This window comes from Mesorhizobium sp. M0292 (assembly GCF_040321695.1).
In the GTDB taxonomy this organism is placed as follows: domain Bacteria; phylum Pseudomonadota; class Alphaproteobacteria; order Rhizobiales; family Rhizobiaceae; genus Mesorhizobium.
Map to the genome: position 1 here is coordinate 40336 of NZ_JAMYSB010000022.1, position 23608 is coordinate 63943.

General features: G+C 65.3%; 22 protein-coding genes. 9 read left to right on the forward strand and 13 right to left on the reverse strand.

Going from position 1 to position 23608, the window contains the following annotated elements:
• Positions 1 to 37 precede the first annotated feature (37 nt).
• A complete protein-coding gene (locus tag NKI96_RS25890; RefSeq protein WP_352806881.1) occupies positions 38 to 985 on the reverse strand; it encodes a LysR family transcriptional regulator in 948 nt (315 codons plus the stop codon).
• 106 nt (positions 986 to 1091) lie between these two features.
• Here NKI96_RS25890 and NKI96_RS25895 point away from each other — a divergent pair, with 106 nt between their 5' ends.
• On the forward strand, positions 1092 to 2102 hold the full coding sequence (locus NKI96_RS25895) for a zinc-dependent alcohol dehydrogenase family protein (RefSeq protein ID WP_352806883.1): 1011 nt from the start codon (positions 1092 to 1094) through the stop codon (positions 2100 to 2102).
• Positions 2103 to 2286: 184 nt separating this feature from the next.
• On the opposite strand, the gene NKI96_RS25900 is transcribed toward NKI96_RS25895, so the two are convergent.
• The 3 genes from NKI96_RS25900 to NKI96_RS25910 are packed head-to-tail and all read right to left on the reverse strand — an operon-like array spanning position 2287 to position 6058.
• Positions 2287 to 4587, reverse strand: coding sequence for a xanthine dehydrogenase family protein molybdopterin-binding subunit (locus NKI96_RS25900; RefSeq protein WP_352806886.1), 2301 nt, complete (start codon positions 4585 to 4587; stop codon positions 2287 to 2289).
• Positions 4584 to 5567, reverse strand: a complete 984-nt coding sequence (locus tag NKI96_RS25905) for an FAD binding domain-containing protein (RefSeq protein WP_023807768.1) — start codon at positions 5565 to 5567, stop codon at positions 4584 to 4586. The genes NKI96_RS25900 and NKI96_RS25905 overlap by 4 nt, the downstream gene beginning before the upstream one ends.
• A complete protein-coding gene (locus NKI96_RS25910; protein ID WP_023693820.1) occupies positions 5564 to 6058 on the reverse strand; it encodes a (2Fe-2S)-binding protein in 495 nt (164 codons plus the stop codon). Before NKI96_RS25910 ends, NKI96_RS25905 begins: the two co-directional genes overlap by 4 nt.
• A gap of 457 nt (positions 6059 to 6515) precedes the next feature.
• Here NKI96_RS25910 and NKI96_RS25915 point away from each other — a divergent pair, with 457 nt between their 5' ends.
• Positions 6516 to 7133, forward strand: coding sequence for a TetR/AcrR family transcriptional regulator (locus tag NKI96_RS25915; protein WP_032895903.1), 618 nt, complete (start codon positions 6516 to 6518; stop codon positions 7131 to 7133).
• A 9-nt stretch (positions 7134 to 7142) separates the two neighbouring features.
• On the opposite strand, the gene NKI96_RS25920 is transcribed toward NKI96_RS25915, so the two are convergent.
• Positions 7143 to 9239, reverse strand: coding sequence for an alpha/beta fold hydrolase (locus tag NKI96_RS25920; RefSeq protein ID WP_031210664.1), 2097 nt, complete (start codon positions 9237 to 9239; stop codon positions 7143 to 7145).
• A 112-nt stretch (positions 9240 to 9351) separates the two neighbouring features.
• Between NKI96_RS25920 and NKI96_RS25925 the strand changes: the two genes are divergently transcribed.
• Positions 9352 to 9699, forward strand: a complete 348-nt coding sequence (locus tag NKI96_RS25925) for a hypothetical protein (protein WP_023693817.1) — start codon at positions 9352 to 9354, stop codon at positions 9697 to 9699.
• 33 nt (positions 9700 to 9732) lie between these two features.
• Here NKI96_RS25925 and NKI96_RS25930 read toward each other — a convergent pair whose 3' ends face one another.
• The 3 genes from NKI96_RS25930 to NKI96_RS25940 form a co-directional block, all read right to left on the reverse strand.
• Positions 9733 to 10026 (reverse strand): hypothetical protein, encoded by a 294-nt coding sequence (locus NKI96_RS25930; RefSeq protein WP_023693816.1) that lies wholly within the window; start codon positions 10024 to 10026, stop codon positions 9733 to 9735.
• Between the two features lie 12 nt (positions 10027 to 10038).
• The gene (locus tag NKI96_RS25935; protein ID WP_023693815.1) at positions 10039 to 12588 is read right to left on the reverse strand and encodes a caspase family protein; all 2550 of its coding nucleotides are present in this window, start codon (positions 12586 to 12588) and stop codon (positions 10039 to 10041) included.
• A 244-nt stretch (positions 12589 to 12832) separates the two neighbouring features.
• Positions 12833 to 14068, reverse strand: a complete 1236-nt coding sequence (locus NKI96_RS25940) for an ROK family protein (protein ID WP_352806891.1) — start codon at positions 14066 to 14068, stop codon at positions 12833 to 12835.
• Positions 14069 to 14234: 166 nt separating this feature from the next.
• Here NKI96_RS25940 and NKI96_RS25945 point away from each other — a divergent pair, with 166 nt between their 5' ends.
• The 3 genes from NKI96_RS25945 (at position 14235) to NKI96_RS25955 (ending at position 18128) form a co-directional block, all read left to right on the forward strand.
• Positions 14235 to 14891 (forward strand): SGNH/GDSL hydrolase family protein, encoded by a 657-nt coding sequence (locus NKI96_RS25945; protein ID WP_352806894.1) that lies wholly within the window; start codon positions 14235 to 14237, stop codon positions 14889 to 14891.
• A 157-nt stretch (positions 14892 to 15048) separates the two neighbouring features.
• Positions 15049 to 16194, forward strand: coding sequence for a sugar ABC transporter substrate-binding protein (locus NKI96_RS25950; RefSeq protein WP_032905967.1), 1146 nt, complete (start codon positions 15049 to 15051; stop codon positions 16192 to 16194).
• 71 nt (positions 16195 to 16265) lie between these two features.
• Positions 16266 to 18128, forward strand: coding sequence for an ATP-binding cassette domain-containing protein (locus tag NKI96_RS25955; RefSeq protein ID WP_352580046.1), 1863 nt, complete (start codon positions 16266 to 16268; stop codon positions 18126 to 18128).
• Positions 18129 to 18146: 18 nt separating this feature from the next.
• On the opposite strand, the gene NKI96_RS25960 is transcribed toward NKI96_RS25955, so the two are convergent.
• The 3 genes from NKI96_RS25960 to NKI96_RS25970 form a co-directional block, all read right to left on the reverse strand.
• The gene (locus NKI96_RS25960) at positions 18147 to 19151 is read right to left on the reverse strand and encodes a zinc-dependent alcohol dehydrogenase family protein (protein ID WP_023693809.1); all 1005 of its coding nucleotides are present in this window, start codon (positions 19149 to 19151) and stop codon (positions 18147 to 18149) included.
• A gap of 48 nt (positions 19152 to 19199) precedes the next feature.
• Positions 19200 to 19472 (reverse strand): hypothetical protein, encoded by a 273-nt coding sequence (locus NKI96_RS25965; RefSeq protein WP_023685488.1) that lies wholly within the window; start codon positions 19470 to 19472, stop codon positions 19200 to 19202.
• Between the two features lie 86 nt (positions 19473 to 19558).
• Positions 19559 to 20311 carry a DUF899 domain-containing protein gene (locus NKI96_RS25970; protein WP_023693808.1) on the reverse strand — a complete coding sequence of 251 codons (753 nt, stop codon included), beginning with the start codon at positions 20309 to 20311 and terminating at the stop codon, positions 19559 to 19561.
• Between the two features lie 389 nt (positions 20312 to 20700).
• On the opposite strand from NKI96_RS25970, the gene NKI96_RS25975 reads away from it, so the two are divergent.
• Both NKI96_RS25975 and NKI96_RS25980 read left to right on the forward strand, forming a co-directional pair.
• Positions 20701 to 21921: a hypothetical protein gene (locus NKI96_RS25975; RefSeq protein ID WP_023685490.1), complete on the forward strand. Its 1221-nt coding sequence runs from the start codon at positions 20701 to 20703 to the stop codon at positions 21919 to 21921.
• A 29-nt stretch (positions 21922 to 21950) separates the two neighbouring features.
• Complete coding sequence (locus NKI96_RS25980; protein WP_023693807.1) at positions 21951 to 22583, forward strand: Vgb family protein; 633 nt, start codon at positions 21951 to 21953, stop codon at positions 22581 to 22583.
• A gap of 52 nt (positions 22584 to 22635) precedes the next feature.
• Here NKI96_RS25980 and NKI96_RS25985 read toward each other — a convergent pair whose 3' ends face one another.
• Positions 22636 to 22941, reverse strand: a complete 306-nt coding sequence (locus tag NKI96_RS25985; protein WP_023689804.1) for a hypothetical protein — start codon at positions 22939 to 22941, stop codon at positions 22636 to 22638.
• Between the two features lie 85 nt (positions 22942 to 23026).
• Complete coding sequence (locus NKI96_RS25990) at positions 23027 to 23158, reverse strand: hypothetical protein (RefSeq protein WP_023693806.1); 132 nt, start codon at positions 23156 to 23158, stop codon at positions 23027 to 23029.
• A 68-nt stretch (positions 23159 to 23226) separates the two neighbouring features.
• Between NKI96_RS25990 and NKI96_RS25995 the strand changes: the two genes are divergently transcribed.
• Positions 23227 to 23571, forward strand: a complete 345-nt coding sequence (locus tag NKI96_RS25995) for a PQ-loop domain-containing transporter (RefSeq protein WP_023693805.1) — start codon at positions 23227 to 23229, stop codon at positions 23569 to 23571.
• Positions 23572 to 23608: the final 37 nt, after the last annotated feature.

Genomic DNA, 23608 nt, shown 5'->3' on the forward strand with positions numbered 1-23608 from the left:
GGCATATGCCGTCTTAGCCCCCGGCGCGCCCCATTGATCAAGCCTTTGAGACCGGCCTCGACGTCCAGGGCGGCTCCGGCGCGAAGCGCTTGCCGATCCATTCGGCGAAGGCGCGTGTCTTGGCGGCTTGTCCCCTGGCCGAGGGCATGACGACATAGACAGCGCCTTCGTCGGCCAGCGTCCAGTCCTCCAGCAACGGCACCAGCCGTCCGTCGGCGAGTTCGCGCCCGACCAGCCAATCGGTGCTCATCATCAGGCCGAGGCCTTGCACCGCGGCTTCGACCAGCACTTCGGCATCGTCGCAAACCATCGGCCCCGAGACTTCGACGTTAACGCGGCGGCCCGAACTGTCGGTCATCTCCCAGGTGGGAAAGGTCTGGAAGCCGGAGAAGCCGAGGCAGGCGTGTTCGGTCAGCGCTTCCGGCGCTTCCGGCGCGCCCCTGCGGGCGAGGTAGGAGGGAGCAGCGCACAGCAACCGCCTCCGTGTCGCGATCTTGCGCGCCACCAGGCGCGAGTCCTCCAGCGCGCCGAGACGGACGGCGACATCGAAGTTCTCTGCAACGAGATCGACGAACCGGTTGGAGAACTCGGCCTCGATGCGGACATCCGGGAACGTCGCTAGAAAGTGCGGCAACAGCGGCCCGATCCACATACGCCCAAAGGTTCCCGGCAGCGCCAGCCGCAGCAAGCCGCGCGGCGTCCCGCTGGCATGCGCGGAAGCAGCAGCCTGGGCTTCGTCTACCGAGGCCAGGATGGCGCGGACGCGTACCAGGAACTCCGCTCCCGCCTCCGTCAACGATACGCTTCGGGTGGTCCGGTGCAGCAGCCGCACGCCGAGCCGCTGCTCCAGCGATTGCAGGCGGCGTGACAGAACCGTCGAGTCGCGCCCGACGCGCAACGCTGCCTTGGTGAAGGAGCGCGCTTCGGTGATGGCCGCAAAGGCGGCCATTTCGGCAAGGCTGGCGGGGTCGTGTGATTGCTGCATAAAGCACAGGACTCAAATGTAAAAATTCCGGATTATCTGCTTGTAGCGCAGCAGATAGCTTCACTCAATCCTGACGATTGACCCCTTAAACAGGAATGCGTGAGCCATGAAAGCCATCGAACTGACCGCCGCCAAACTGGACGCCTTTCGCGCCACCACCATTGCCACGCCTGAACCGCAGCGCGGCGAAGTGCTGATCCGCCAGCGCGCCGCGAGCCTGAATTTCGTCGATGTGGCGGTGGCCAGCGGCAATTATCGCGTGCCCGGCTTTCCGCTCATTCCCGTCGCCGACGGCGCCGGCGAGATCGTCGCGCTGGGGGAGGGCGTTACGGATTTCGCCGTCGGCGATCGCGTCGTTGCCCATGCCAAGCCGCGCTGGATCGGCGGTCCGCCCCGGCCTAACGAGATGACACAGATGCGCGGAATTTCGCTGCCGGGGTCGCTCGCTGAATATGTCGCGCTGCCGGCCAACTCGCTCGTGCCGGTACCGGCTCGTCTCTCCTTCGAGGCGGCGTCGACGCTGCCGATCGCCGGGACCACCGCCTGGAACGCCGTCCGCGCCGCCGATGTCGGGCCGGGCTCGGTCGTCGTGCTGCTCGGCACCGGCGGCGTCTCCATCTTCACCCTGCAGCTGGCGAAAGCCGCCGGCGCCACCGTCATCATCACTTCTTCGTCGGACGAGAAGCTGGGGCGGGCGAAGGCACTCGGCGCCGATCATCTCATCAACTACCGCGCGACACCCGACTGGGACGGCAAGGTGCTGGAACTGACCGGCGGCCTCGGCGCCGACCTCGTCGTCGAGACCGCCGGCACCGCCACCTTCGCCCGCGCCGTCAACGCCACCGCGCCTGGCGGCACGCTGTTCACCATCGGTTTCGTCACCGGCGCCGAGGCCACGGTCGACCTGCTGCCGATCATCATCAAGGCGCTGAAGGTGGTCGGCAATAACACCGGGTCGGTATCTGACCTTCGCGCCGCCGTCCGCGCCATCGCCGCCGCCCGCATCGACCCGGTCGTCGACAAGGTGTTCAGCCAGGAGCAGGCGGCCGAAGCCTACGCGCACATGGCGGCAGGCGGGCAGCATTTCGGCAAGCTTGCGTTCAAGCTCGACTGGTAGCCGAGGCGCGCGAGCAGCCAATCTCCCCCCTTGAGGGGGAGATGCCCGGCAGGGCAGAGGGGGTCGGTCCGACCGGGCTCGACCTACTGCGGCGGAAGGAGGTTGGCGCTCTACGAGAGGCGACCCCCTCTGTCGCCTTCGGCGACATCTCCCCCTCAAGGGGGGAGATTACGCACGCCGCTTCCTAGATCAACTTCTCCAGCGTGATCGGCAAATCCCGCACTCTTTTTCCCGTCGCATGGAACACCGCATTGGCGATCGCTGGCGCTACGCCGACGATGGCCAGTTCGCCGACACCCTTGCCGCCGAGCACCGAAGAGTGCAGGTCGGGAATGCCGACCGAGATGACCTCGATATCGGGGATGTCGGCATTGGTCGGCACCAGATAGTCGCCGAGATTGTTGTTGACGATGCGGCCATGCCTGCGGTCGACGATGCCTTCTTCGAGCAGCGCCTGGCCGATGCCCATGATGATGCCGCCCTTCCACTGGCTTTCGGCGAGTTTCGGGTTGTAGAGCCGGCCCGAATCCAGCGCCGACACCACGCGCGATACGCGCACCGTGCCGAAATCCTCGTCGACGCGCACCTCGATGAAATGCGCGCACCAGGAGTGGCGCGAATAGTCGCCCTCGGTGTGCGGCAATGCCGCCGCGATGGTGGTGTAGTTCTTGTAGCGATCGGCGGCCGTCGAGTTCGCCGGCATGGTGTCGCCTGTGGCCTCGATGCGGTCGCGGCCGACGCTGGCCAGCAGGTCGGCGATCGAGACATCGGGACCATCGCCGCGCGGCGACCTGATGCGGCCGTTGGCGACGACCAGCGTGTTCGCCTGCAGCGCGTGGAAGGGCGAGCGCGAATCGCTGATCGCCAGACCGACCAGCTGGTCGAGCGCCGATGTCGCCGCCTTGTAGACCGCGCCCGTCATCACGCCGGCCAGCCGCGACCCGCCGGCGACGCCGGCGCGGGGATACCGGGAATCACCGAGCTTCACCACGACATGGTCGGCCGCCACGCCTACCGTTTCGGCCGCCGTCTGCGCCAGGATCGTGTAGGTGCCCTGGCCCATGTCGATCGAGGAGCTTTCGACCTCGACCGAGCCGTTGGCAAGGATACGCACGATGGCCTCGCCATAAGCGCGCCGCACCGGGTAGGTGCCGGCGGCGACGCCCCAGCCGATCAGCTGGTTGCCGTCGCGCATTGAACGCGGTTTGGACGTGCGCTGGGCCCAGCCGAAGCGTTCGGCGCCAGCCGCGAAAGCCTCGCGCAACTGCCGCGTCGACCAGGCCTTTTTTGCGTGCGGATCCTGCTCGGCGTAGTTCCTCAGCCGGATCTCCAGCGGATCGATGCCGACCTCGTAGGCGAGCTCGTCAATGGCGCTTTCGATGCCGAAGGCGCTAGGGTTTTCGCCCGGCGCGCGCATGGCGCCGGGCACCACCGAATTCACCCGCACGACATTCTGCTTCGAGGAGAAGTTGGGCGTCGCATACATGATCGAGGTGACCACGCCCAACGGCTCGACCCACATGCCGTCGATCGACGTTTCATTGACGCCGCGATGCACGATCGACTGGATTTTTCCGTCACGGTCGGCGCCGATCGTCACCGTCTGGCGGGTCGCGGCGCGGCCGCCATAGCCGGTAAAAGTCTGCGGCCGAGTCATGACCACCCTCACGGGCCGTCCCAGCATCTTGGCTGCGGCAGCCGCTACCGCGCCGTGGCCGAGCGCCAGCGCCTTGGAGCCGAAGCCGCCACCGATATAGGGCGAGACCAGCCGTACATTTTCGAACGGCACGCCGAACCATTCGGCATAGGTGCGGGCCATACCGTCGAGCCACTGGCTCGGTTCCCACACGGTCAGCCGGTCGCCCTCCCAGCGGGCGATGAGGCCATGCGGCTCCATCGGCGCCTGGTATTCGCGCGGCGTGTTATAGGCGCCGCAGACGCGCACCGGGGCAGCGGCGAAAGCGGCCTGCGCATCGCCCCATTCCTTGGTCATGGCGGCGATCGGAATGCCGTCGCCCGCCTTGGCGTCGCTGAGGTCGACGATGGCCGGCGTCTCGTCATAGCTGACCTTGACCATCGCCGCTGCCGCAACGGCCTGCTCGAAGGTCTCCGCGATGACCGCGGCGACATGCTGGCCCGAAAAGGTGATATCGCGCGCCAGCGGGCAGTAGGGCTTGTCCGGCGGCGGTGTGCCGAACCAGTCCGATGCAGTCTTCAGCGGCATGATGGTGTCCGGCGTCAGCACCTTGAGCACACCAGGTGCCGCCTCCGCGGCTGACGTGTCGATCGAGCGCACCTTGCCTGACGCGATCGTGCTTTCGACCAGGACGCCCGAGGTTAGCCCATCGAGTTGCTGCTCGACGGCGTATTTTGCCGCACCGGTAATCTTGGCCGGGCCGTCGACGCGCGACAGCCGCCCGCCAACCTGATCGGCAGTGCCGTCCGAAGCGTCGCCGTGCCGTGTTCTTGGGTCGTGAATGGTCATGCCATGGCTCCCGTCTTGAGGATGGCGCGGGCAACGACGCGCGGCGCCAGTTCGATCTTGTAGTGGTTGGCGCCGTGGTCGATCGCCCCTTCCATGGCGAGCAAGCTGGCTGCCCGCACCCTGTCTTCGCTGAGCACCTTGCCCTTCAGCGCCGCTTCCACGGCGTGCGCCCGCCACGGCTTCGTCGCGACGCCGCCGAGCGCGACGCGCAGGTCGCGGATGGTGCGGCCATCGGTTTCGAAGTCGATGCCGACCGCGGCACTTGCGGCGGCGAACTCATAGGACTGCCGGTCGCGAACCTTGAGATAGGTCGAACGCCGGGCCGTGCCGGAAGCCGGTATGCTGATGGCCGTGATCATCTCGCCCGGTTGGATGGCATGTTCCCTGTCGGGCGTGGCGCCGGGCAGGAGAAAGAAGTCGTCGACGGCAACCTGGCGTTCGCCAAGATGAACCACGGCGTCGAAGGCAACCAGCGCGGTGGCGAGATCGCCGGGATACATGGCGATGCAGGCGTCGCTGGTGCCGAGCACGGCATGGCCGCGGGTGACGCCACCGATTGCCGAGCAGCCGCTGCCGGCCGAGCGCTTGTTGCAGGCGGAAAAATTCGCGGGATCGCGGAAGTAGGGGCAGCGCGTGCGCTGCATCAGATTGCCGCCGATGGTCGCCATGTTGCGCAGTTGCGCGGAAGCCGCCTGCCACAGCGCTTCGGAGACCGCGGGAAAGCGGCTCTTGATCTCGGCATGGTCGGCGACGTGGCTCATCTTGGCCAGCGCGCCGATCATGGCACTGTCAGCGTCGACCTTGATGGCGTCGAGTCCTTTGAGATGGGTGATGTCGACCAGGCTGTCGGGTTCGGCCACGCCGCATTTGGCGAGATCGACCAGCGTCGTGCCACCGGCAAGCAGCATGGCCCCAGGCAGGGCGGCCGCCTGTCGTGCCGCATCGATGCTATCGGCGCGAACGTAGGAAAAATCCCTCATGACGCGACCTCCAGTGCCGCCTGGCGCACGGCGGCAACGATGTGCGGATAGGCGCCGCAGCGGCACAGATTGCCGGCCATGTATTCGCGGATCTCGTCATCCGAGCCGGCATGGCCCTCGCGGATGCAGCCGACCGCCGACATGATCTGTCCCGGCGTGCAGTAACCGCACTGGAAAGCATCCTGGTCGAGGAAAGCAGTCTGAACCGCGTTAAGCGTGCCGTCGTCGCCGGCCAATCCTTCGATGGTGGTGATCTCGCGGCCTTCGACCTGTGCTGCAAGCGTCAGGCAGGCCAGCACGCGCTGTCCCTCGACATGCACCGTGCAGGCGCCGCACTGGCCCTGGTCGCAACCCTTCTTGGTGCCGGTCAGGTTAAGACGGTCGCGTAAGGCGTCGAGCAACGTGACGCGCGGCTCGACCTGCAGTTCGTGACTGTGTCCGTTGATGGTGAGACGGATTGGGATAGTGATGGATTTGGTTTGGTCGATCATGAGGCGTCTGGCTCCAGTTGCTTGACGCTAGGGATTGATGGGGCTCGAGTGGGAGAGGACACGGGAAGAGGCGACGGTGCGCCTAATCTCCCCCCTTGTGGGGGAGATGCCCGGCAGGGCAGAGGGGGGCGCGAAGGAATGCGACGTTCCCGATTTACATGCGTCGAAATAGACCTTTTCCAAGCGGGTGTTGGTCAGGCCTTGATAGGCTGGCGGGACAGCGCCCCCCTCTGTCCTGCCGGACATCTCCCCCACGAGGGGGGAGATTGGCAGCTCTGCCGCCCCGACTCTCCAGCGGGCAGGGATGCTTAAGTCTTCACAATCTCAACACGTGACATACCGGCTCCCCTGATTATATGATAAGGCTGCTCCACTAAAACGGAGGCGCCTCCGTTTATCTAGTTGGGGGCTTACCCCTTTGGGTTCAAGCCCCCATATATCGACAGTGGAGAAAAAATTGACCGAGCAGTCGCAAGCAATTGCCGACGAGAAGCGCGAAGCCGCAGCGCCAAGGCAACTGCGCGCCGATGCGCAGCGCAACCGCGACCGGCTGGTCGAGGTTGCGGCAGCGGCCTTTGCCGCGCACGGCGTCGATGCCTCGCTGGAGGAGATCGCGCGCCAGGCCGGCGTCGGCATCGGCACGCTCTACCGGCATTTCCCAACCCGCGAGCATCTGGTCGAAGTGGTCTACCGGCGTGAAGTCGAGGCGCTCTGCGCGGCTGCCGATGACCTCGCCAGCCACCATTCGGCCGACATGGCGCTGGAACAGTGGATGCAGCGCTTCGTCGACTACATCGCCACCAAGCGCGGCTTGGCGGCCAGCCTGCGCATCCTGTTCAACACCAATTCCGCCGTGTTCTCCGACATGTCGGGCCGGGTGTCGCTGGCCTTGCGGCAACTGGTCGAGGCGGCGGTGGCCGAAGGCTCGATCCGCAGCGACGTCGACGCCTCCGATGTGCTGCACGCACTCGGCGGCATCTACTCGGCCCCCGACACCAAGGACTGGCGCGACCGCTCGCGCCGGCTGGTCAAGCTGCTGATGGACGGGCTGCGGTTCGGGGCAGGGAAGAGGTGACCTAGCGGCTCAAGCCGAACCATCGACCGCATAGAACCGAAACGCGCCGGGCAGCCCGCTTGCCGCCATTTCGCCACGCTCCTCGAACCGCAGGCCGGAGCCGATCACGAGATCGCGCACCGTCCTTGATGCGATGATTTCGCCCGGCCGCGCATGGTCAAGCAGACGCGATGACAGTTCGATCGCCGCGCCTGAAAATTGATGGCCCCGCTGCTCGCACTCGCCGATATGCACCGCCGAGCGGACCTCGACACCGGATTGCCGCAAGCGATCGCGGATGGCGATCGCGCACTGGATCGACCGCGTTGGCCGCTGGAACACCGCGAGCACCTTGCCGTCCGATCGGCTGATCTCTCTGCCTTCGGCCGCGAGGAGTTCGCCACGGAGCGCTTCGGCGTGCCGCTCGGCCGGGTCGATGCCGAAAGGCGAGCCCGTCATATCGAGGGACAGCACCGACACAAGCAGCCGTTCGCCTGGGGCCGCCGGCAAGGCGCCGGTGACGAAAGCCTGGATCTCGTCGACGATCCGATCGGAATTCTCGCCCCAGATGACGTGGTCGCGGCCGGCGAACTCAATGTATCGGGCGCCCTCGATGTGCGTCGCCAGGTAACGTCCTTCTTCCCGCTTCACCCAGCCGTCGCCAGTCGTCTGCATGATCAGTGTCGGAACATGGACAGCAGGCAGAATGTCGCGAACATCGATTTCGGCTCCCCAGCGCCACAGGGCGATCGCGTCGGCGGGCGAGGCAGAATTCCTGAGATAGGCGGCGAACCATTCTGTCTCGAACGTGTCGCTCATCAGACTGGGCGCCGCGTTGCTCATATCCGCCGCCGCTCCCCATTCTTTCTCGACGATCGCCAGATCCTCTTCCACCTGCTCGCTTGTCTTCGCCCACGGATAGTCTTGTGACCACCTGCCGCGGGCGTAGGCCCCATTGAGCACGAGTGCCGCTGTGCGCTCGGGATAGGTCGCCGCGAACAGCATGCACATCGGGCCGCCCTCGGAGCTGCCGAAAAGCACCGTGCGCTTCGAGCCAACCGCATCCAGCACTGCCCGCACATCTTCCATCCGCTCTTCCAGGGTCGGCAGACCGACATTGCGGTCCGAGAGCCCGGTGCCGCGCTTGTCCATGCGGATTAGGCGCGAGAAAGTGCCGAGCCGCCGGTGCACATGCGAAAGCCGCGGCGAGCCCCAGGCGTGGTCGAGGTTGGAGACCCATCCCGGCACATGGATCAGGTCGACCGGACCGTCGCCGGTCACCTGATACGCGATGTTGATCCCGACCGATTTGACATAGTGGGTCGGGGGGGCTGCGAGTTCGTGGCTGAAGCCGGTAGCGTCATCCGCATCAGTCGTGGGTGGCCGTGCCGGCGCCATTGTGCGGCGTGTGCGCAGCGTCTCGAACAATTGCCGCGTCTCCGGCTCCGGCTGCAGCTTGAGATCGCGTAGAAGCGCGGTGCGGCAGTGCTCATATTGCTTCAGCGCGAGATTGGTCCTGCCTTGCGCCGCATAGGCGCGCATCAGGGCACGGTGGACATCCTCCCTCAACGGGTCCATGGCCAGCAGGCGCGCCGCCGCGCGCACGCATGCGGCAGGATCGTTCGTCGCTGCATAATGCGCGACGAGCCTGTCGAGCGCCGCGACGGCCAGTGCCCGCAGCCGCTCGCGTTCGATCCTCAGCCAGTCCTCGAATGGCTCCTCCTTCAGGCCGAAGCCGTCGAGCAGGTCGCCGCGGTAGACATTGAGCGCCAGTTCGAGGTCTTCGGGTGCCGGGCTGGCGACCAGCGCCTCGAACCGCGCGACGTCGAAATCAAGGCCGTCGAGATGCAGAGCGACGCTGTTGCCATCGGTGAGGAAGCGGCCGCCGCCGCACGTCTGCATGGCCTTCCTGACAGACGATACCGCTTGCCGCAGGCTCATTCGCGCCTGGGCCTCGCTGTTGATGCCCCAGAGCAGGGTCGCCAGCTTCTCGCGCGACTGCGAATGCCCCGACTGCAGCGCGAGATAGGCGACCATCGCACGCGCCTTGCGGCTGATGGCTGGAACCGTGGCCCCGACGCCAGCAAAGTCGAAACCACCCAGCAGGTGAAGATAAGGTCCGGTCATCGGATCCGCCACGGTCACAGCGCGACGACGATCCGCTCAAGCTCGGTCCATTTCAACACTTATTCCGCCGCCGAGGCGCTTTTCACGATTCCATCACGCAGGTTCCCACGCGTTGCTCACGGCGCTTGAGGAGATTGTCGCACTGGATCTCTTTTCGCAGGAGGATACCGTGCATCACCCTGGCCCGACCGAGTGGCCCATCTGGCATGACGACCCCGGGCGCGGCCGGCAGGAGCTTGGCGCACCATCGCGTCACGATATTGCGCTGGCCCGCTATCTCGAAACACAACAGGCCCATCGGGCATTGGCGGCTCGCCGGTTCGATCCGGTGGCGGTCGTCGGCCGCTTTTTCCGCGCAGCGTTGCGCGGGGCGGCCAATGCCGAGGCGTGGATGGACGACGTCGGCTTGACGTTGTCCAAAGCCCATGCGGAATTCAACAAGACCCTTTGGGGTCGCTGAGCGCGGCGGCGCCTGCTTTGGTTGACGATCGCGTCACCAACTGTTGCCGCCACTGCCGGTTCCTCCGCCAGCGCCTCCGCCTCCGCCAAGGGCAGGAATCACAGGCGGCTTTTGTGGAGTCTCCTCGGACGGCTTCACCACTTTGCGAGCGACCGCCTTCTTGTATCTGATCACCTTCGGCTGCGGCGCCGCGCGAACCACCTTGCGATGTTCCACCGGCGGCGCCGGCTCAAATATTGGCGACACCGACGTGCAGCCCATGAGCCCGGCCAGAACGCCGGACAGAATTGTCCCGATGAATATCTGCTTGAATGCCTTGCCCACCATGGCCTCCTTTGTTCAGAACAAATCCCGACGCGGATTGGCTTCTTCCCAGACCCCCCGGGCCGTATTGACCAGTTGCATGTCCAGCGAACCAGACGGGGGGATCTTCGACTTGAGTTCTTGACGCAGCGCGTCCAGAGCCGCCGTTTTCGGCTTCGAGCCGAACTGCGCCAGGCCTTTCTTGGCGTCCGGAAACTCCTTGCGCAGATCGAGCGCGACGGCGAATGCCAGGAAACGCACCGCGACAGCCTGATCGGCCGTGTCGCCTTTCGCCATTTCAAGCGCCGCGCGATCATAGGCGCTCGACGGATCGCCGCGCGCGGTCGCCAGTTCGAAGAGCCTTTGCGCTTCCGCAGGGTCTTGGCGCACGCCGATGCCATCCCTGTACATGCGGGCAAGGCTGCCCGGAGCGTAGGCCTGGCCAAGATCGGTGGCCTGCTGGAACAGCGCCTGCGCCGTCTTCGGATCCTTGTCGATGCCCTGGCCGGCGAGGTAATTGCGGCCGAGCAGGTTCATCGAATACATGTCCTGGCGCTGCACACCCGCCTGCAGAAAGGCAACGGCGCGGGCCGCATCGGCCGGCACGCCGTTACGGCCCTGAGTGAAGATCGATGCGAGCTCGTTCATGGCATAGGTGTGCCCCATCGCCGCCGCCTTGAGCAGCAGGTCCAGGCCCTGGCCGGTATCGGGCTTGATGCCGTAGCCGTTGAACAGAGCGCGGCCCCAGGCCATCATCCCGTAGGGATCGCCCTTGTCGGCAGCTGCCTTGTAGAGGGCGTTGGCTTGCGTGTGATCGACGCCGGTTCCAACGCCAATTGCGTAGAGATAGCCAAGCTCGAACACCGCGCGCACATGGCCTTTCTTGGCGGCGTCCTCGATGGCTGTCCTGGCCTCGCCGACCTTGCCGGCCGCAAGCAGTGCGCGGCCGAGTTCGTAGCGGAAGCGGGCGACATCGGGATAGGTTTTCACCGCGGCCTCGCAGACCGCCACCGCACCTGCGCCGATCTCGTTGGGCAGCAGGCCGGGCACCACCCCTTGCAGGTCGAGAGGCTCGCCGGCGGCGGTATCGCAAGCATCGACCGTCGGCGACAGCTTCATCGTCGCCGGCTTGGCGGAGCTGCTGTCGGCACGGATTTCGAAGCCGACCTCGACCGGCGCGCCGGCGCCGATCTGCGGCTCGTAACGAAGATGGTCGACTTCACCGGCCAGAAGGCTGGATTGCGGCGACAAGGTTCGATCAGGCAACGACAGCGTTCCCGTTGCCGGATACCCCGTGACCTTCAGGCTGACCGCCGGATCGTCGGTGGGGAAATCCAGATTGAGCGCGACCGGGCCGACGCCGACGGGAATATCAAGCTTGCGGTCCTCGATCGCTTCGGCAGCGCCGGTGATGTGGATGCCGCGATCCAGCACCTGCTGCTTCTGCTCGGCCTCGAGCGAAGCCATGATCTGCTGACCCGCCGCACCTTCGCCGCTCTTGACGCGGAACACGAGTATGCCCTGGCTCCCGCCGCCCCAATTGTCATGCGTGGCATAGGCCAGCATATCCACCTCGTCCTGCGTGGCGGCGCCTTTGGGGACATCCATTTGCAGGCGCGGCAGGTCCTTGCCGGCGATCGGTTCGCCCACCGCGACGTCTTTGCCGTCCAGCACCAGACGGCCCATTGCCGGCGGACGTTCGATGCTGACGCTGATAGCGCCGCCATCGACATCGACCGGCTCCGGCAGGCCGAGAGCGACAGGACCGACCCCTGAGAGCACTACCTTCTCCAGCACTGGCGGCAGCGAAGGCCGGTTGTTGCGGCGCACCAGCACCACGTCATCGATCAGCGAGGAATTTTCCCAGGGCACCTGCATGCCGTTGGTGGCCTGCACGACATCGCGGCGCACCGCCGACATGACCGTGCGGATCTCCTGGTTCGGCGCCAGCGCGCGCCGCGAAAAGGCCGATGAAAACGGGCTGAGGTCGCCGCTGCCGTCATAGGCGACCGCGCCTGGTTCGGTGGCGAAGGCAATCAGCGTGTTGAGCGAGCTTCGCACCTGCGCCAGCCCGGTATTGCCGGTGGTGACAAGCTGGTCGCGCAGCCAGTAATTGTTGCGCGGGAAGGGGTTGTTGCGGCAGGCATCGAGGATGATCACCTGGATCTTCGACTTCGAGCGCAGCTGCTCCAGCACGTCGTTGAGCTTGATGGCCTGGACCTCGATGTCGGCCGCCTTCTTCAACGAGGCGTCGACGGGTATCAGGAAATTCTCGCCGCCGATCTGAAAGCCGTGCCCGGAATAGTAGACGACGGCGAGATCGGCGCCGTCGGCGGCGGCCAGATAGTCCCGGAACTGGCCTTCGAACTGCTGCTTGGTGAGGTTCTCGGCGACGAAAACCTCGAAGCCGGCCAGCCGGAACGTGGCCGATACGTCCTGGGCATCCTTGGCCGGGTTCTTCAGCGCCGGGATGTCGCGATAATCGGAATTGCCGATGACGAGCGCGACCCTTCGATCGGCGCAGGCCTCGAAGCTTGTGAAGCCGGCAAGGATGAAGGCCGCGATGAATCCGCAAAGTCGGAGCATGACAAAACTCCTGGTCGCGGCCTGACGCCGACGAGAACACCGCTTGCGGCATCAAGGTCCGTTGAGAGTATGCAACCTGCCACAGCATAAAGTGAAAGGCCCGTCACCGCCAGACCATGGCAGGCGATTTCTTTCGGCGTCGACCGACCGCAGAGTGCAAGTAGCACGCGCTTCACGAGCAGGTATGTGACAAGTCTCACAGTTCGCTGTTTTGGGGGAATGCCTGGTGCCGGCGGCTGCGCGCCTATTCCTTGAAGAGCAATTCCTTGTCGTTCGAATATTTCACCAGCAGCGGAATGCTGGCGCCGCCGATGACGGGGCCGAGATGGCCAAACGTCCCCTCGATGACGGAGAACGGCTCGGGGCGATCGACAAGGATCCGTGCCAGCTTTCTGCGCATGGCCTTGGCGATCTCCTTGCGCACGCCATTGGGTATGGCGCCATCGATCACCACATTGTCGATGTCGAGCAAGGCAACGGCACTGCGGGCGGCATAGGCAAGCCCGTCCGAAACCTCATCGATCCACGCGGTGACCGGCTCTCCAAGGTCGCCCCAATCGTCGGGCGACGACCAGATGCGGCCGGCGTCCTTCTCCCCATTGTCCTGGTCGTTGAGCTTGCCGGCGAGCGAATGCAGCGAAGCGACGCGCAGCAGCGGCGTCATCCGGTCGCCCTTGCGCCCCGGCGCGGGCACCGGCATGTCGCCCAGTGCCCCGGCCAGCTTGTTGCGGCCGGGGAACAAGTGATGATCGAGCACCAGGCCGCCGCCGATGAAGTGCCCGACATAGGCATAGAGAAAGTCGGCGCGGGATCCGCCGGCGCCAAACATCAGTTCGGCCGCGGCCGACACCGTGGCGTCGTTGTAGAGGAACACCGGCCAGTCGAACGCCCGGTCCAGTTCTGCGCGAATGTCGATTTCCTTCCAGGCATCCAGCCTGCCTGCCGGCACCGCGCCCTCTTCGCTCAGGTTCCACTGATGGAATGGCGAGGCGATGCCAAGACCGGCGATGCGGTCTTTTTCTATCGATTTGTGCTTGCGGCACATGCGCGCGATGGCGCCCTTGGCGAATTTCATCACCTCGACGGGCGTCGGATAGTCGAACAGCGTGCGTTCGAACGCCATCACGTCGCCGACGAAATTGACCAGGGCGACATCGGCGCTGCGATGGTCGACCTTGAGGCCGAAGGCGTACGCGGCTTTCGGGTTCAACGCATAGGGAACCGAGGGTTGCCCCAGCCGTCCGCGCAAAGGCTCCAGGCGCAGCAGCAGCTTGTTGTCGGCGGCGCGGTTGACGATGGTGGTGATGGTTTGCGCGGCCAGCCCGGTCAGCCGCGTCAAATCGGTCTTGGCCAGCTGGCCGTGCCGGCGGATCAGCGAGACGATCAGGCGTTCGTTGTAGACGCGGCTCTCGGCCTGCGTGGTTCCGCCGCTGCGGCCCTCGGCGATCTTTTCGAGACTGAAGAAGCTGGTGCCGGTCACGCTTTCCCCTGCGCAAGGAGTTTGGCCGCAAGGCGAGCCGATCAAAGCGCTGACGTAGCAATGCGGGCCTGGCAAGGCAACACTTAAATCCACCCGATGGAAAAATGTAGTTGACGCCAGCCGGCCTGCTGTCGTTCAAAGTATGCAAGCCTGGAGGAGCAATGCCGTGACGCAGACCCGGACCATCATGTGCTTTGGCGATTCCAATACCTATGGCGCCATTCCCACCCTGGCCCGCGTCGGACGGCACCGCTTCACGCCCGACCGCCGCTGGCCGGGCATCATGCGCCGCCAGCTCGGCAACGGATGGGATGTGATCGAAGAAGGGCAGGGCGGGCGCACCACCGTGCACGACGATCCGATCGAAGGTCTCCACAAGAACGGGCTCAAATCGCTCCCGGTGTGCCTGGAAACGCATATGCCGCTCGACCTCGTCATCCTGATGCTCGGCACCAACGATCTCAAGCATAGGTTCTCGGTACCGCCGAATGACGTCGCTGATTCCATTGAGATCTTGGCCAGAATTGTCCTGCGCAGCGAAGCTGGCCCCGCGGGCGTGGCGCCCGCGGTCCTGATAGTAGCGCCGCCGCCGATGCTGGAGGTCGACTGGTTCGGCCAGATGTTCCTGGGCGGCGCCGCAAAGTCGATGCACTTTGCCGGCCTGTTCCGCGATGCGGCCCGGCGCGCCGGCGCCGCGTTCTTCAACGCCGGCGATGTCGTCGAATCGAGCGCGGTAGACGGCATTCACCTCGACAGCGACGCGCATCGCGTGCTCGGCACGGAATTGGCCAAAGTCGTCCAGTCGCTGATCGGCAAGGCGTGATCGCGTGGGCGAGTCACCCGACTATCTCTGATTAATTAATTCCACTGGAAAAAGTTTTGACTTGCGAGCGGGAAGGTGGGTATCTGGGGAGACTGGGAAGAGTAGCGACCGCGAGCTTGCGATGCGCGGCAACAATCAACGACAGGGAGGAAGTAAAATGCGATCTGACAGGAACATGATGCTGGCGACGCTGCTCGGCGTTGCCGCTGTGCTCGCGGGCGGTACCATTCTGGCAAGCGCGCAGGACGGCCCGGCCGGGCTCACCAAGCCGGCGGTATTTGCGCCGTTCGATCCGAAGGCGCCGGCCTGCAGCCCACCGCCCGGCCTGAACAAGGTGCTGGCCTTCGCGCAGGACAACGAGCGTGAATTCATGCAGGGCGTCGACCGCGGCCTGGCCGCCGCCGCCAAGGATCGCGGGCTGGAATATCGCCGCGCGCTTGCCAACAATGACGCCGCCAAGGGGGTCGAGCAGGTGCAATTGTTTCTCGCCTCCAAGATCGGCGGTCTGGTGGCGGCGCCTGTGGACCCGGCCTCGATGAGCCGCAGCCTGCAGGAGCTTATCTGGTCGGGCGCCTATGTCGGCACCATCGTGCCGCCGCCGGCCACGTCGCTGCTCAATGCGCCGCAATATGAGACTGGCAAGGTGCTGGCCGAAGCGGCCGCGGCCTACATAAAGGACAAGCTCGGCGGCAAGGCCAATGTCGTCATCCTGTCGCATGACAGCATGGAATTCCTGGCGCCGCGCTTTGCCGCCATGCGCGACATCTTCAAGGCCATGCCAGGCGTCACCATCGTCGCCGACATCTCGCCCAATCCCGTCAACAAGGAAGGCGGCTTTGCCACGATGAGCACCATTCTCCAGGCCCATCCCGACGTCGATGTCGTGCTCGGCGCCGACACCGTCGTGCTCGGCGCGCTGGCTGCGCTGGAAGCGGCGGGCAAGGCGCGGCCGGACCAGTTCCTTGGCGGCATCGACGGCGAGCCGGAGGCGGTCGCCGCGATCAAGAAAGGCGGCGGTCCCTACAAGGCAAGCATCAGCCTGGCGTCGCCGGTCTTCGCTTATGCCATGGGCCAGCACGCCGCCGACTGGCTGGAGGGCAAGAGCATCCCGCAGGCGATGGATATCCTGCCGGTGGCGCTGACCAGCGACTACATGGCCCAGTACGAGGCCGACGTCGCCGACCCGGCCGCGGTCTACAAGGACCCGAAGCGCCGCGATATCTATCTCAGGATGTACGGCAACATCTGCTACGATACGCGCGACCAGTATGTGAATTTCCCCTGGTCATCCGAGGCAAAGTAGCGCCTGTTTTTCCCGCGCGATACGGGCGGTTCAGCCTGACCTGAAACCGCCCGCTTCAGTGAGAGGCAAGCATGAGCACAGACAGCCTTCGAACGGGGACGACACCGCTGCAAACGGGCCGGTTTTCATCCTTGCTGCCGGGCGTCAAGGCGCCGGGCGAAGCGTCTGGCCGCATCGGGCTGGCGCTGGTCGCGCTCGGCTTGATCGTCGCCTTCTCGCTGTTGAACAAATCGTTCTTCAGCCTCGACAATTTCGTCGTCATTGGCGTCAACTCGACCTCGATCCTGATCGCCGTGCTCGGCACCTCCGCGCTGCTGATCGCCGGCTATGTCGACCTCTCCATCGGCAGCATGGTCGCCCTGATCGGCATCATCACTGCCAAGGTCGCGGTGGCGACGCAGAGCGCGCTGCTGGCAATCTGCGTCGGCCTGGGTCTGGGCCTTTTGCTCGGTCTGCTCAACGGTCTGCTGGTGCGCAGGCTGAGCATCTCGCCCTTGATCGTCACGCTGGCGATGCTGGCGCTCTATGGCGGCCTTGCCTTCGTCGTCTCCAGCACCGCGGTCTATGGTTTTCCCGAGGCTCTGCTCGAATTGGGGCGGGGCAAGATCTTCGGCATCCAGTACACCGTGATCATCGCCGCGCTGGTCTTTGTCGCCGGAGCCTTTGTCCTGACCAGCACGGTCACCGGCTTGAGGCTCTACGCCATAGGCGGCGATCCGCGCGCAGCCGAACTCTGCGGCATTCCGGTGGGGCGCACGGTGGTCGGCCTCTACGCCTCCAATGGCTTGCTGATCGGTCTGGTATCGGTGCTGATCGCCGGCCGCCTCGGCAGCATCACGCCGACCATCGGCGTTCGCTTCGAGCTCGACGTGCTCACCGCCGCCATCCTAGGCGGCGTCGCTTTTTCCGGCGGCTCCGGCCGGCCGCTCGGCATCGCCATCGGCGTTGCCACCATCGGCATCCTCAATGCAGGACTGATCTTCGTCGGCCTGCAATCATGGTGGCAATCCATTTCGGTGGGAAGCATGCTGTTGCTGGCGTTGGTGGCCGACCAGGCTGCGATCGGTTTTCGCGGCCGGCGCGCTCGGGCCGCCGCGACCAACTTCGCGGTGGCGGACGATGGTGCCGTCGCCTCGGCCGGCCCTGCCGTGACGGAGGGCAATGGAGAAGCCCCGCAAGGTCCGGCATTCTCGATTGCCGACGCCCGCAAATCCTACGGCGCGCTGACGGCATTGGAAGAGGCGAGTTTCACGGTCGGCAAAGGCGAGATCGTCTGTCTGCTCGGCGACAATGGCGCCGGCAAGTCGACGCTGGTGAAGATTATTTCGGGCGCCATCCGGCCCGATGCCGGCGCGATGACCCTCGAGGGCCAGCCGATTTCCTTCAGGAGCCCGCAGGATGCACGCGGCGCCGGCCTGGAGACCGTCTATCAGGATTTGGCGCTCTGCCCGAACCTCAGCGTCGCCCACAATATGATCCTCGGGCGTGAGGAAACGCGGCGTTGGCTCGGTGTCTTCCCGGTTCGCGACGACCGAAAGGCCGCCGAGCAGTGTCGTGCCCGGCTTGCCGCGCTGGGCGTCACGCTTCGCGACGAAAACGTTCTGGTGCGCTCGCTGTCGGGCGGCCAGCGGCAGTCCATCGCCATTGCCCGCGCGCTTGCTGATCACGTCAAGCTTATCTGCCTCGACGAGCCCACCGCCGCGCTCGGCGTCAAGCAGACCGCGCAGGTCGTCAAGCTGATCCGTTCGATCGCCGCCAGCGGCACCGGCGTCATCCTGGTCACGCACGACCTGTCGACGGTCAGGGCGCTGGCCGACAGGATCGTCGTGCTCAGCCTCGGCAGGGTGGCTTACGACGGCTCGGCCAAACAGCTGACCGCCGATCAGCTCTGGGGCCTGATGGCAAGCGGGACGCTGGCGCCGGCCGCTGGGTAGGAATGCCGATCGCAGGATCTAAAGCTCGAGGCAGACCTTGCCGAAATGCCTTTGCGCTTCGTAGTGCCTGAAGGCGGCGGCGATATCCTGCAGTGGAAAGCTGCTGTCGATGACAGGCTTCAGGCGGTTGACCTCTATCGCACGGATCATGTCCTGCTGGTCGGCTTTGCTGCCGATGGAAATTCCGCTGATGCGGATCTGGTTTGAAAACAGCGCCGGGATTGAAACTTCTGCTGCAAAGCCGGTCAGGACGCCGATGAGTGCGATATGCCCGCCTGTCCGGCAGGCCGCTATCGACTGCGCCAGCGTCGCCGGTCCGCCGACCTCGATCACATGATCGACGCCGCGTCCGTCCGTCAGTTCCCTGGCCCTGCCGCCCCACTCCGGCACCGCCTTGTAGTTGATGACGCTGTCGGCCCCGAGTCGTCTGAGCTTCTCCAGCTTCTCTTCATCGGACGACGTGGCGATGACCCTTGCGCCGGCGGCCTTGGCAAATTGCAGCGCAAACAATGACACGCTGCCGGTGCCAAGGATCAGCACCGTGTCGCCGGGCTTTACCTTGCCGCATGTCACCAGGCCGCGCCAGGCGGTGACGCCCGTGCAGGTCAGCGTTGCCGCCTCGAGATGCGTATAGCCCGCCGGCGCCGTGGTGAAGGCCTGCGCCGGCATGCACACATACTCGCTTGCGAAGCCGTCGAAACTGTCTCCGGGAATGTCGCGGCTTGTATCGGATCTCATGTCGCTGGCCAGCCACCAGGGGTAGAAAACACTGACGACGCTGTCGCCCGGCTTGAACGTGTCGACGCCGTCACCGATCGCGATCACCTCGCCGGCGCCATCCGACAGCGGCACGCGGCCGTCGGCGAGCGGCACCTTGCCCTGTACGGCGAAATCGTCGCGCATGTTCAGCGCGCAGGCGCGAATCCTGACCAGCATTTCTCCCGGCCCAGGCCGGGGCTGATCCTCCTCGACTAGGTCTAGCTTGTCCAACCCGCCCGGCGCTCTCAGCCTGACCAGCTTCATAGTCTCTCTCCGACGTAAAGAGCGTTAGCATGGCGGCGGCGGTCCAGCCTATCGCCGGACCGGCCGGCCGGAAATCACGCGCAGCCAAGGCGCCAGATGGACGGCGCTCATCAAGAGATACATCAGCGGCATGCCGGTGAGCGGGGAGGCATCGGCCCCCAGGCACGACATGACGCCGTCGCCAGCGTGAATGCAGGTAAGCAGCGCCATCACGGCGAAAACAGGGGCCGCGGCGAGGCACAGCCAGTCGGCGGTGCGGAGAGAAACTGCATCGGAGCGTTGAGGGACCTCACTGCCGGTGCCTGTGCCGATATCGCTCATGGTCGTAATCCCTTGATGATCAATGCCCGGGTTTCCTGTCCCGTGAGGCACAGGAAACCAAGCTGGATGGGCGCCGCTCCAGGTCCTTACTTGCCGTCCTTGTTGCGGAACGCGGCTTCGCCGGCCGCCGACACTTCCTCCCACGTCTTGTCGGGTGCGGCGTCGTAATTGTCGTGCCAGTTCCACCAGCTGTAGAGCTCGGTCTGCGGATAGCCTTCGGGCGAATCCTCCCAGATTTCCTGGCGGCCGAGCGGCGTTGCGTCGAGGTAGCTCCAGACCGTGCCCATCTGCTCGTCGCCGCGGTTGTTGATGAAGTAGGTGCGATAGACTTTCTTGCCGTCCTGGATGAACACGTTGTGGCCGTGCCATTCGTCGACGCCGAAATCCTTGTCGAAACTGTCGGTGATTGTGTACCAGGGCATCTCCCAACCCATCCGCTGCTTCAAGCTGGCAATGTCGGCCTGCGGCGCGCGGGAGGCATAGGCAAGCGTGGTGTTGCGGGCGTTGAGATGGGCGAGATGGCCGACCTGGTCGGCGCCGAGCGAACAGCCGCGGCAGGCATGTTCGGGCCAGCCGTGGACGCCGGGTTCGTAGAAGGCGCGGTAGACGATCAACTGGCGCCGGCCCTCGAACAAATCGAGCAGGCTCGCTTTGCCGTTGGGACCTTCAAACACATAGGGCTTGTCTACTTCCATCCATGGCATGCGCCGGCGCTCGGCCGACAGCGCGTCCCTGGCGCGCATCGTTGACTTTTCCTTCACCAGCATCTTTTCGCGCTCGGCTTCCCATTCCTGCCTTGAAACGACCGGTGGGGTCTTCATTGCCACGTGCTTGGTCATTGCTTGTTTCCTTTGCCTGTTGTTGAGCCGTTGTGGCTTGTCGTTGCCTGTTGATCGTGAGGCAGGCTAGGGCCGCGAGGCGGCGAGGGCGGAGTTACAAATGTGACGGCATTTGCAGGCGGGCCACCGCAGCAGGGGTGGCGAGGCCGCACAGTGGGCTCGAAGTCCTCGGAAGCAGGCATGGTCGGTTTTTCCTTATTGAGAAGCTTAACACGACTGTCTGAGATGCTCAGGCTAGCGAATGCGAATATTGCCGTCAACGCAGGCCTGGGCGTCTTCAACCAGTCCAGATGGCTAGGTCGCCGTCCGCGGCTTGCTGCTTGGCGGTGGTGACTTAAGTTAGGGCCGATAAGGGGGGCGGTGGGAGTTACAAATGTGACGGGATTTGCATGGACTCGCTGATCACCGCGGCAGGGCTGGCGCTGGCGGCGGGCAATCCGCTGGCGGCACTCGACCGCGTCGCCTTGCGCGAGGATGCCCCGGCGCTGGCGTTGCGCGGCATTGCCATGGCGCAGCTCGGCGATTTCGATCGCGCCAAAGTACTGTTGCGTAGGGCCGGCCGTGCCTTCGGTCCAAAGGAGGCGGTGGCGCGCGCCAGGTGCGTTGTCGCCGAAGCCGAGATCGCACTTGTTTCGCGTGATCTCGGCTGGCCGTCCAAGGCGCTCGACGCGGCGCGGTCGACATTGGAAAAGCATGGCGACCGGCTGAACGCGGCGCATGCCGGGCATCTCAAAGTGCGCCGCCTGCTGCTGATCGGCCGCCTCGACGAGGCTGAAGACGTGCTGGCTGGGCTCGATCCGTCGCCGCTTCCGCCGGCCTCACGCGCCGCGCATGAACTCGCGGTTGCCGGCATCGCCATGCGGCGCCTGAAGACGAAGGCCGCGCGCGCAGCCCTTGAGTGGGCGCGCCATGCCGCCCGCCGGGCCGGCATTCCGGGTCTTATGGCGGAGGTCGACAGCGCCTTCCTGGCGCTGGAGACGCCGGCGGCGCGGCTGATCGCAGGCGGCGAGGAGCATCCGCTGTTGCTCGAAGAGGTCGAAGCGCTGCAGGCGTCGCGCGCGCTGGTCGTCGATACGTTCCGCTATATCGTGCACAAGCAGGAAACAACGATCTCGCTGGCAACGAGGCCGGTGCTGTTTGCGCTGGCGCGCGCGCTTGCCGAAGCCTGGCCGGCGGATGTGCCGAGGGCGACGCTGATTGCCCGCGCCTTTGGCGGCCGGCATGCCGATGAATCGCATCGCGCCAGGCTGCGGGTCGAGATCGGCCGGCTGCGCGCCGAATTGCGGCCGCTGGCGGGCATAGGCGCGACCAGCCAGGGCTTTGCGCTAAAGCCGCGCGAAGCAGGCTCCGTGGCGGTGCTGGCGCGGCCGATCGAGGAGCGGCACGCCGCGGTGCTGGCCTTCCTGGCTGATGGTGAATCCTGGGCCAGCTCGGCGTTGGCGCTGGCGCTGGGCGCCGGACAGCGCAGCGTACAGCGGGCGCTCGAGCAGTTGGCCGAGACCGGCAAAGTGCAGTCCTTCGGCCACGGCCGGGCGCGGCGCTGGATGACGCCACCGGTCGCTGGTTTCACGACCACCTTGTTACTCCCGTCGCCGCTGCCGAACGGCTAGGAAAGGTGACCATGATCGAGGACCAGGACATGAAACATTCAGCAGCGGAAATCCTGCGCGAATACGGGCCCTTTCCTGATGTCGACACCGTGCACGGCGTGAGCTTCGACGGACAGAATGTCTGGTTTGCGACGGGCGAGCGGCTGACCGCCTTCGATCCGGCAAGCGGTGAGACGCTGCGCTCGATCGATGTCGCCGCCCATGCCGGCACCGCCTATGACGGCCGACATCTGTTTCAGCTCGCCGGGGACCGCATCCAGAAGATCGACCCGGATACCGGCAAGGTGCTCTCCATCATCCCGGCGCCCGGCGGCGGCCGCGATTCCGGCATGACCTGGGCCGAGGGCACGCTCTGGGTGGGGCAGAACCGGGAGCGCAAGATCCACCAGATCGATCCCGAGACCGGGAAAATCCTGCGCACCATCGACTCCAACCGCTTCGTCACCGGAGTGACCTGGGTCGACGGCGAGCTCTGGCACGGCACCTGGGAAGGCGACCAGAGCGATGTCCGGCGCGTCGATGCGCAAACTGGCAAGGTGCTGGAACGGCTCGACATGCCGGCGGGGGTGGGCGTTTCCGGGCTCGAATCCGACGGCGGCGACCGCTTCTTTTGCGGCAGCGGCCCCGGCGGCATGGTGCGATCGGTGCGTCGGCCGAAGTAAGGCCGTCAAGTATTAGGCCGGCAGCGTATTTCCTACGGTCATCCCGCCGAGATCATATCCCGGAGCCGTCGAGCAGCGGGACGTCTTCGCCTTGCCACGGACTTGGCATTGAAGCCCGGCTCAGATTGGCCGTCGGCAGCGGCATCCAGCATTTCAACTCCGGTTCGGGGTATTCGATCACCCGTCCTGGCGACGAATCGGAAGAGCGCCAGCCCTCCGTGCCGAACTGGTCGGCGCGCGACCAGTAAGCGAGGTCGACCTCGGCCGGCCCCTGTTCCGATGGCCTGACCGTGACCAGGATGCGGCTGCCGTCCTTGGGCGCGCTCGCCATGTGCCGCCAGCGATCGGGTTCGTCCATTCTCATGTCCTCCTGCACGTTGCAGGGATAGTCGCCGCGCTCTTGGCAGCGGTCAACCCGAACTTTGCCCAAGCACGAGATCTGTTTAGTACTCCCGCGCCGTCGGCCGAAACAGGATCTGGTTCATGTCGACCTCGTCGGGCTGGCTCACGGCGAACGGCCCACATGGCGAAAGAATCCGGGCGCCGGGCCGCAACAGGAAAATCGAAGCCGGCATGTGAACGGGCTCACATGCCGCCACTGCAAGGAACGCTATGGGACGTCCGGCCATGACAGGGGTTTCGGATGACACTTGCTGATCTGTCTTTTTATCTCTTCACTATTTTCAATGGCTTGCGCGTGGTGTCCTACCTGCCGCAGATCGTGCGGGTGGCCCGGGACAGGCACGGGGCGTCGGCGATTTCCTACGCGACCTGGCTGTTGTGGACAGGCGCCAACGCCACGACGGGACTCTACGCCCACATCAATCTGAACGATCCCGCTCTGGCGGCGATCAACTGGCTGAACGCCGTATGCTGCGTGCTGGTTATCGCGCTCACCGCCTACAAGCGCCATCGCGCACGGCTTCCGGTTGAGGAATCCGCAAGCCGGTCGGACTCGACCGCTCTGATGGTCGACAATGTCTGTTGAAGATCACCGGGGCAGATTGCGCTTTTCGAGGCCGCTC

Bases quoted from the DNA above. Each gene is read 5' to 3' on its own strand.
- NKI96_RS25890 (WP_352806881.1), bottom strand. From the start codon at position 985: ATGCAGCAATCACACGACCCCGCCAGCCTTGCCGAAATGGCCGCCTTT.
- NKI96_RS25895 (WP_352806883.1), top strand. From the start codon at position 1,092: ATGAAAGCCATCGAACTGACCGCCGCCAAACTGGACGCCTTTCGCGCC.
- NKI96_RS25900 (WP_352806886.1), bottom strand. From the start codon at position 4,587: ATGACCATTCACGACCCAAGAACACGGCACGGCGACGCTTCGGACGGC.
- NKI96_RS25905 (WP_023807768.1), bottom strand. From the start codon at position 5,567: ATGAGGGATTTTTCCTACGTTCGCGCCGATAGCATCGATGCGGCACGA.
- NKI96_RS25910 (WP_023693820.1), bottom strand. From the start codon at position 6,058: ATGATCGACCAAACCAAATCCATCACTATCCCAATCCGTCTCACCATC.
- NKI96_RS25920 (WP_031210664.1), bottom strand. From the start codon at position 9,239: ATGACCGGACCTTATCTTCACCTGCTGGGTGGTTTCGACTTTGCTGGC.
- NKI96_RS25930 (WP_023693816.1), bottom strand. From the start codon at position 10,026: ATGGTGGGCAAGGCATTCAAGCAGATATTCATCGGGACAATTCTGTCC.
- NKI96_RS25935 (WP_023693815.1), bottom strand. From the start codon at position 12,588: ATGCTCCGACTTTGCGGATTCATCGCGGCCTTCATCCTTGCCGGCTTC.
- NKI96_RS25950 (WP_032905967.1), top strand. From the start codon at position 15,049: ATGCGATCTGACAGGAACATGATGCTGGCGACGCTGCTCGGCGTTGCC.
- NKI96_RS25955 (WP_352580046.1), top strand. From the start codon at position 16,266: ATGAGCACAGACAGCCTTCGAACGGGGACGACACCGCTGCAAACGGGC.
- NKI96_RS25960 (WP_023693809.1), bottom strand. From the start codon at position 19,151: ATGAAGCTGGTCAGGCTGAGAGCGCCGGGCGGGTTGGACAAGCTAGAC.
- NKI96_RS25965 (WP_023685488.1), bottom strand. From the start codon at position 19,472: ATGAGCGATATCGGCACAGGCACCGGCAGTGAGGTCCCTCAACGCTCC.
- NKI96_RS25970 (WP_023693808.1), bottom strand. From the start codon at position 20,311: ATGACCAAGCACGTGGCAATGAAGACCCCACCGGTCGTTTCAAGGCAG.
- NKI96_RS25975 (WP_023685490.1), top strand. From the start codon at position 20,701: ATGGACTCGCTGATCACCGCGGCAGGGCTGGCGCTGGCGGCGGGCAAT.
- NKI96_RS25980 (WP_023693807.1), top strand. From the start codon at position 21,951: ATGAAACATTCAGCAGCGGAAATCCTGCGCGAATACGGGCCCTTTCCT.
- NKI96_RS25985 (WP_023689804.1), bottom strand. From the start codon at position 22,941: ATGGACGAACCCGATCGCTGGCGGCACATGGCGAGCGCGCCCAAGGAC.
- NKI96_RS25990 (WP_023693806.1), bottom strand. From the start codon at position 23,158: ATGCCGGCTTCGATTTTCCTGTTGCGGCCCGGCGCCCGGATTCTTTCG.
- NKI96_RS25995 (WP_023693805.1), top strand. From the start codon at position 23,227: ATGACACTTGCTGATCTGTCTTTTTATCTCTTCACTATTTTCAATGGC.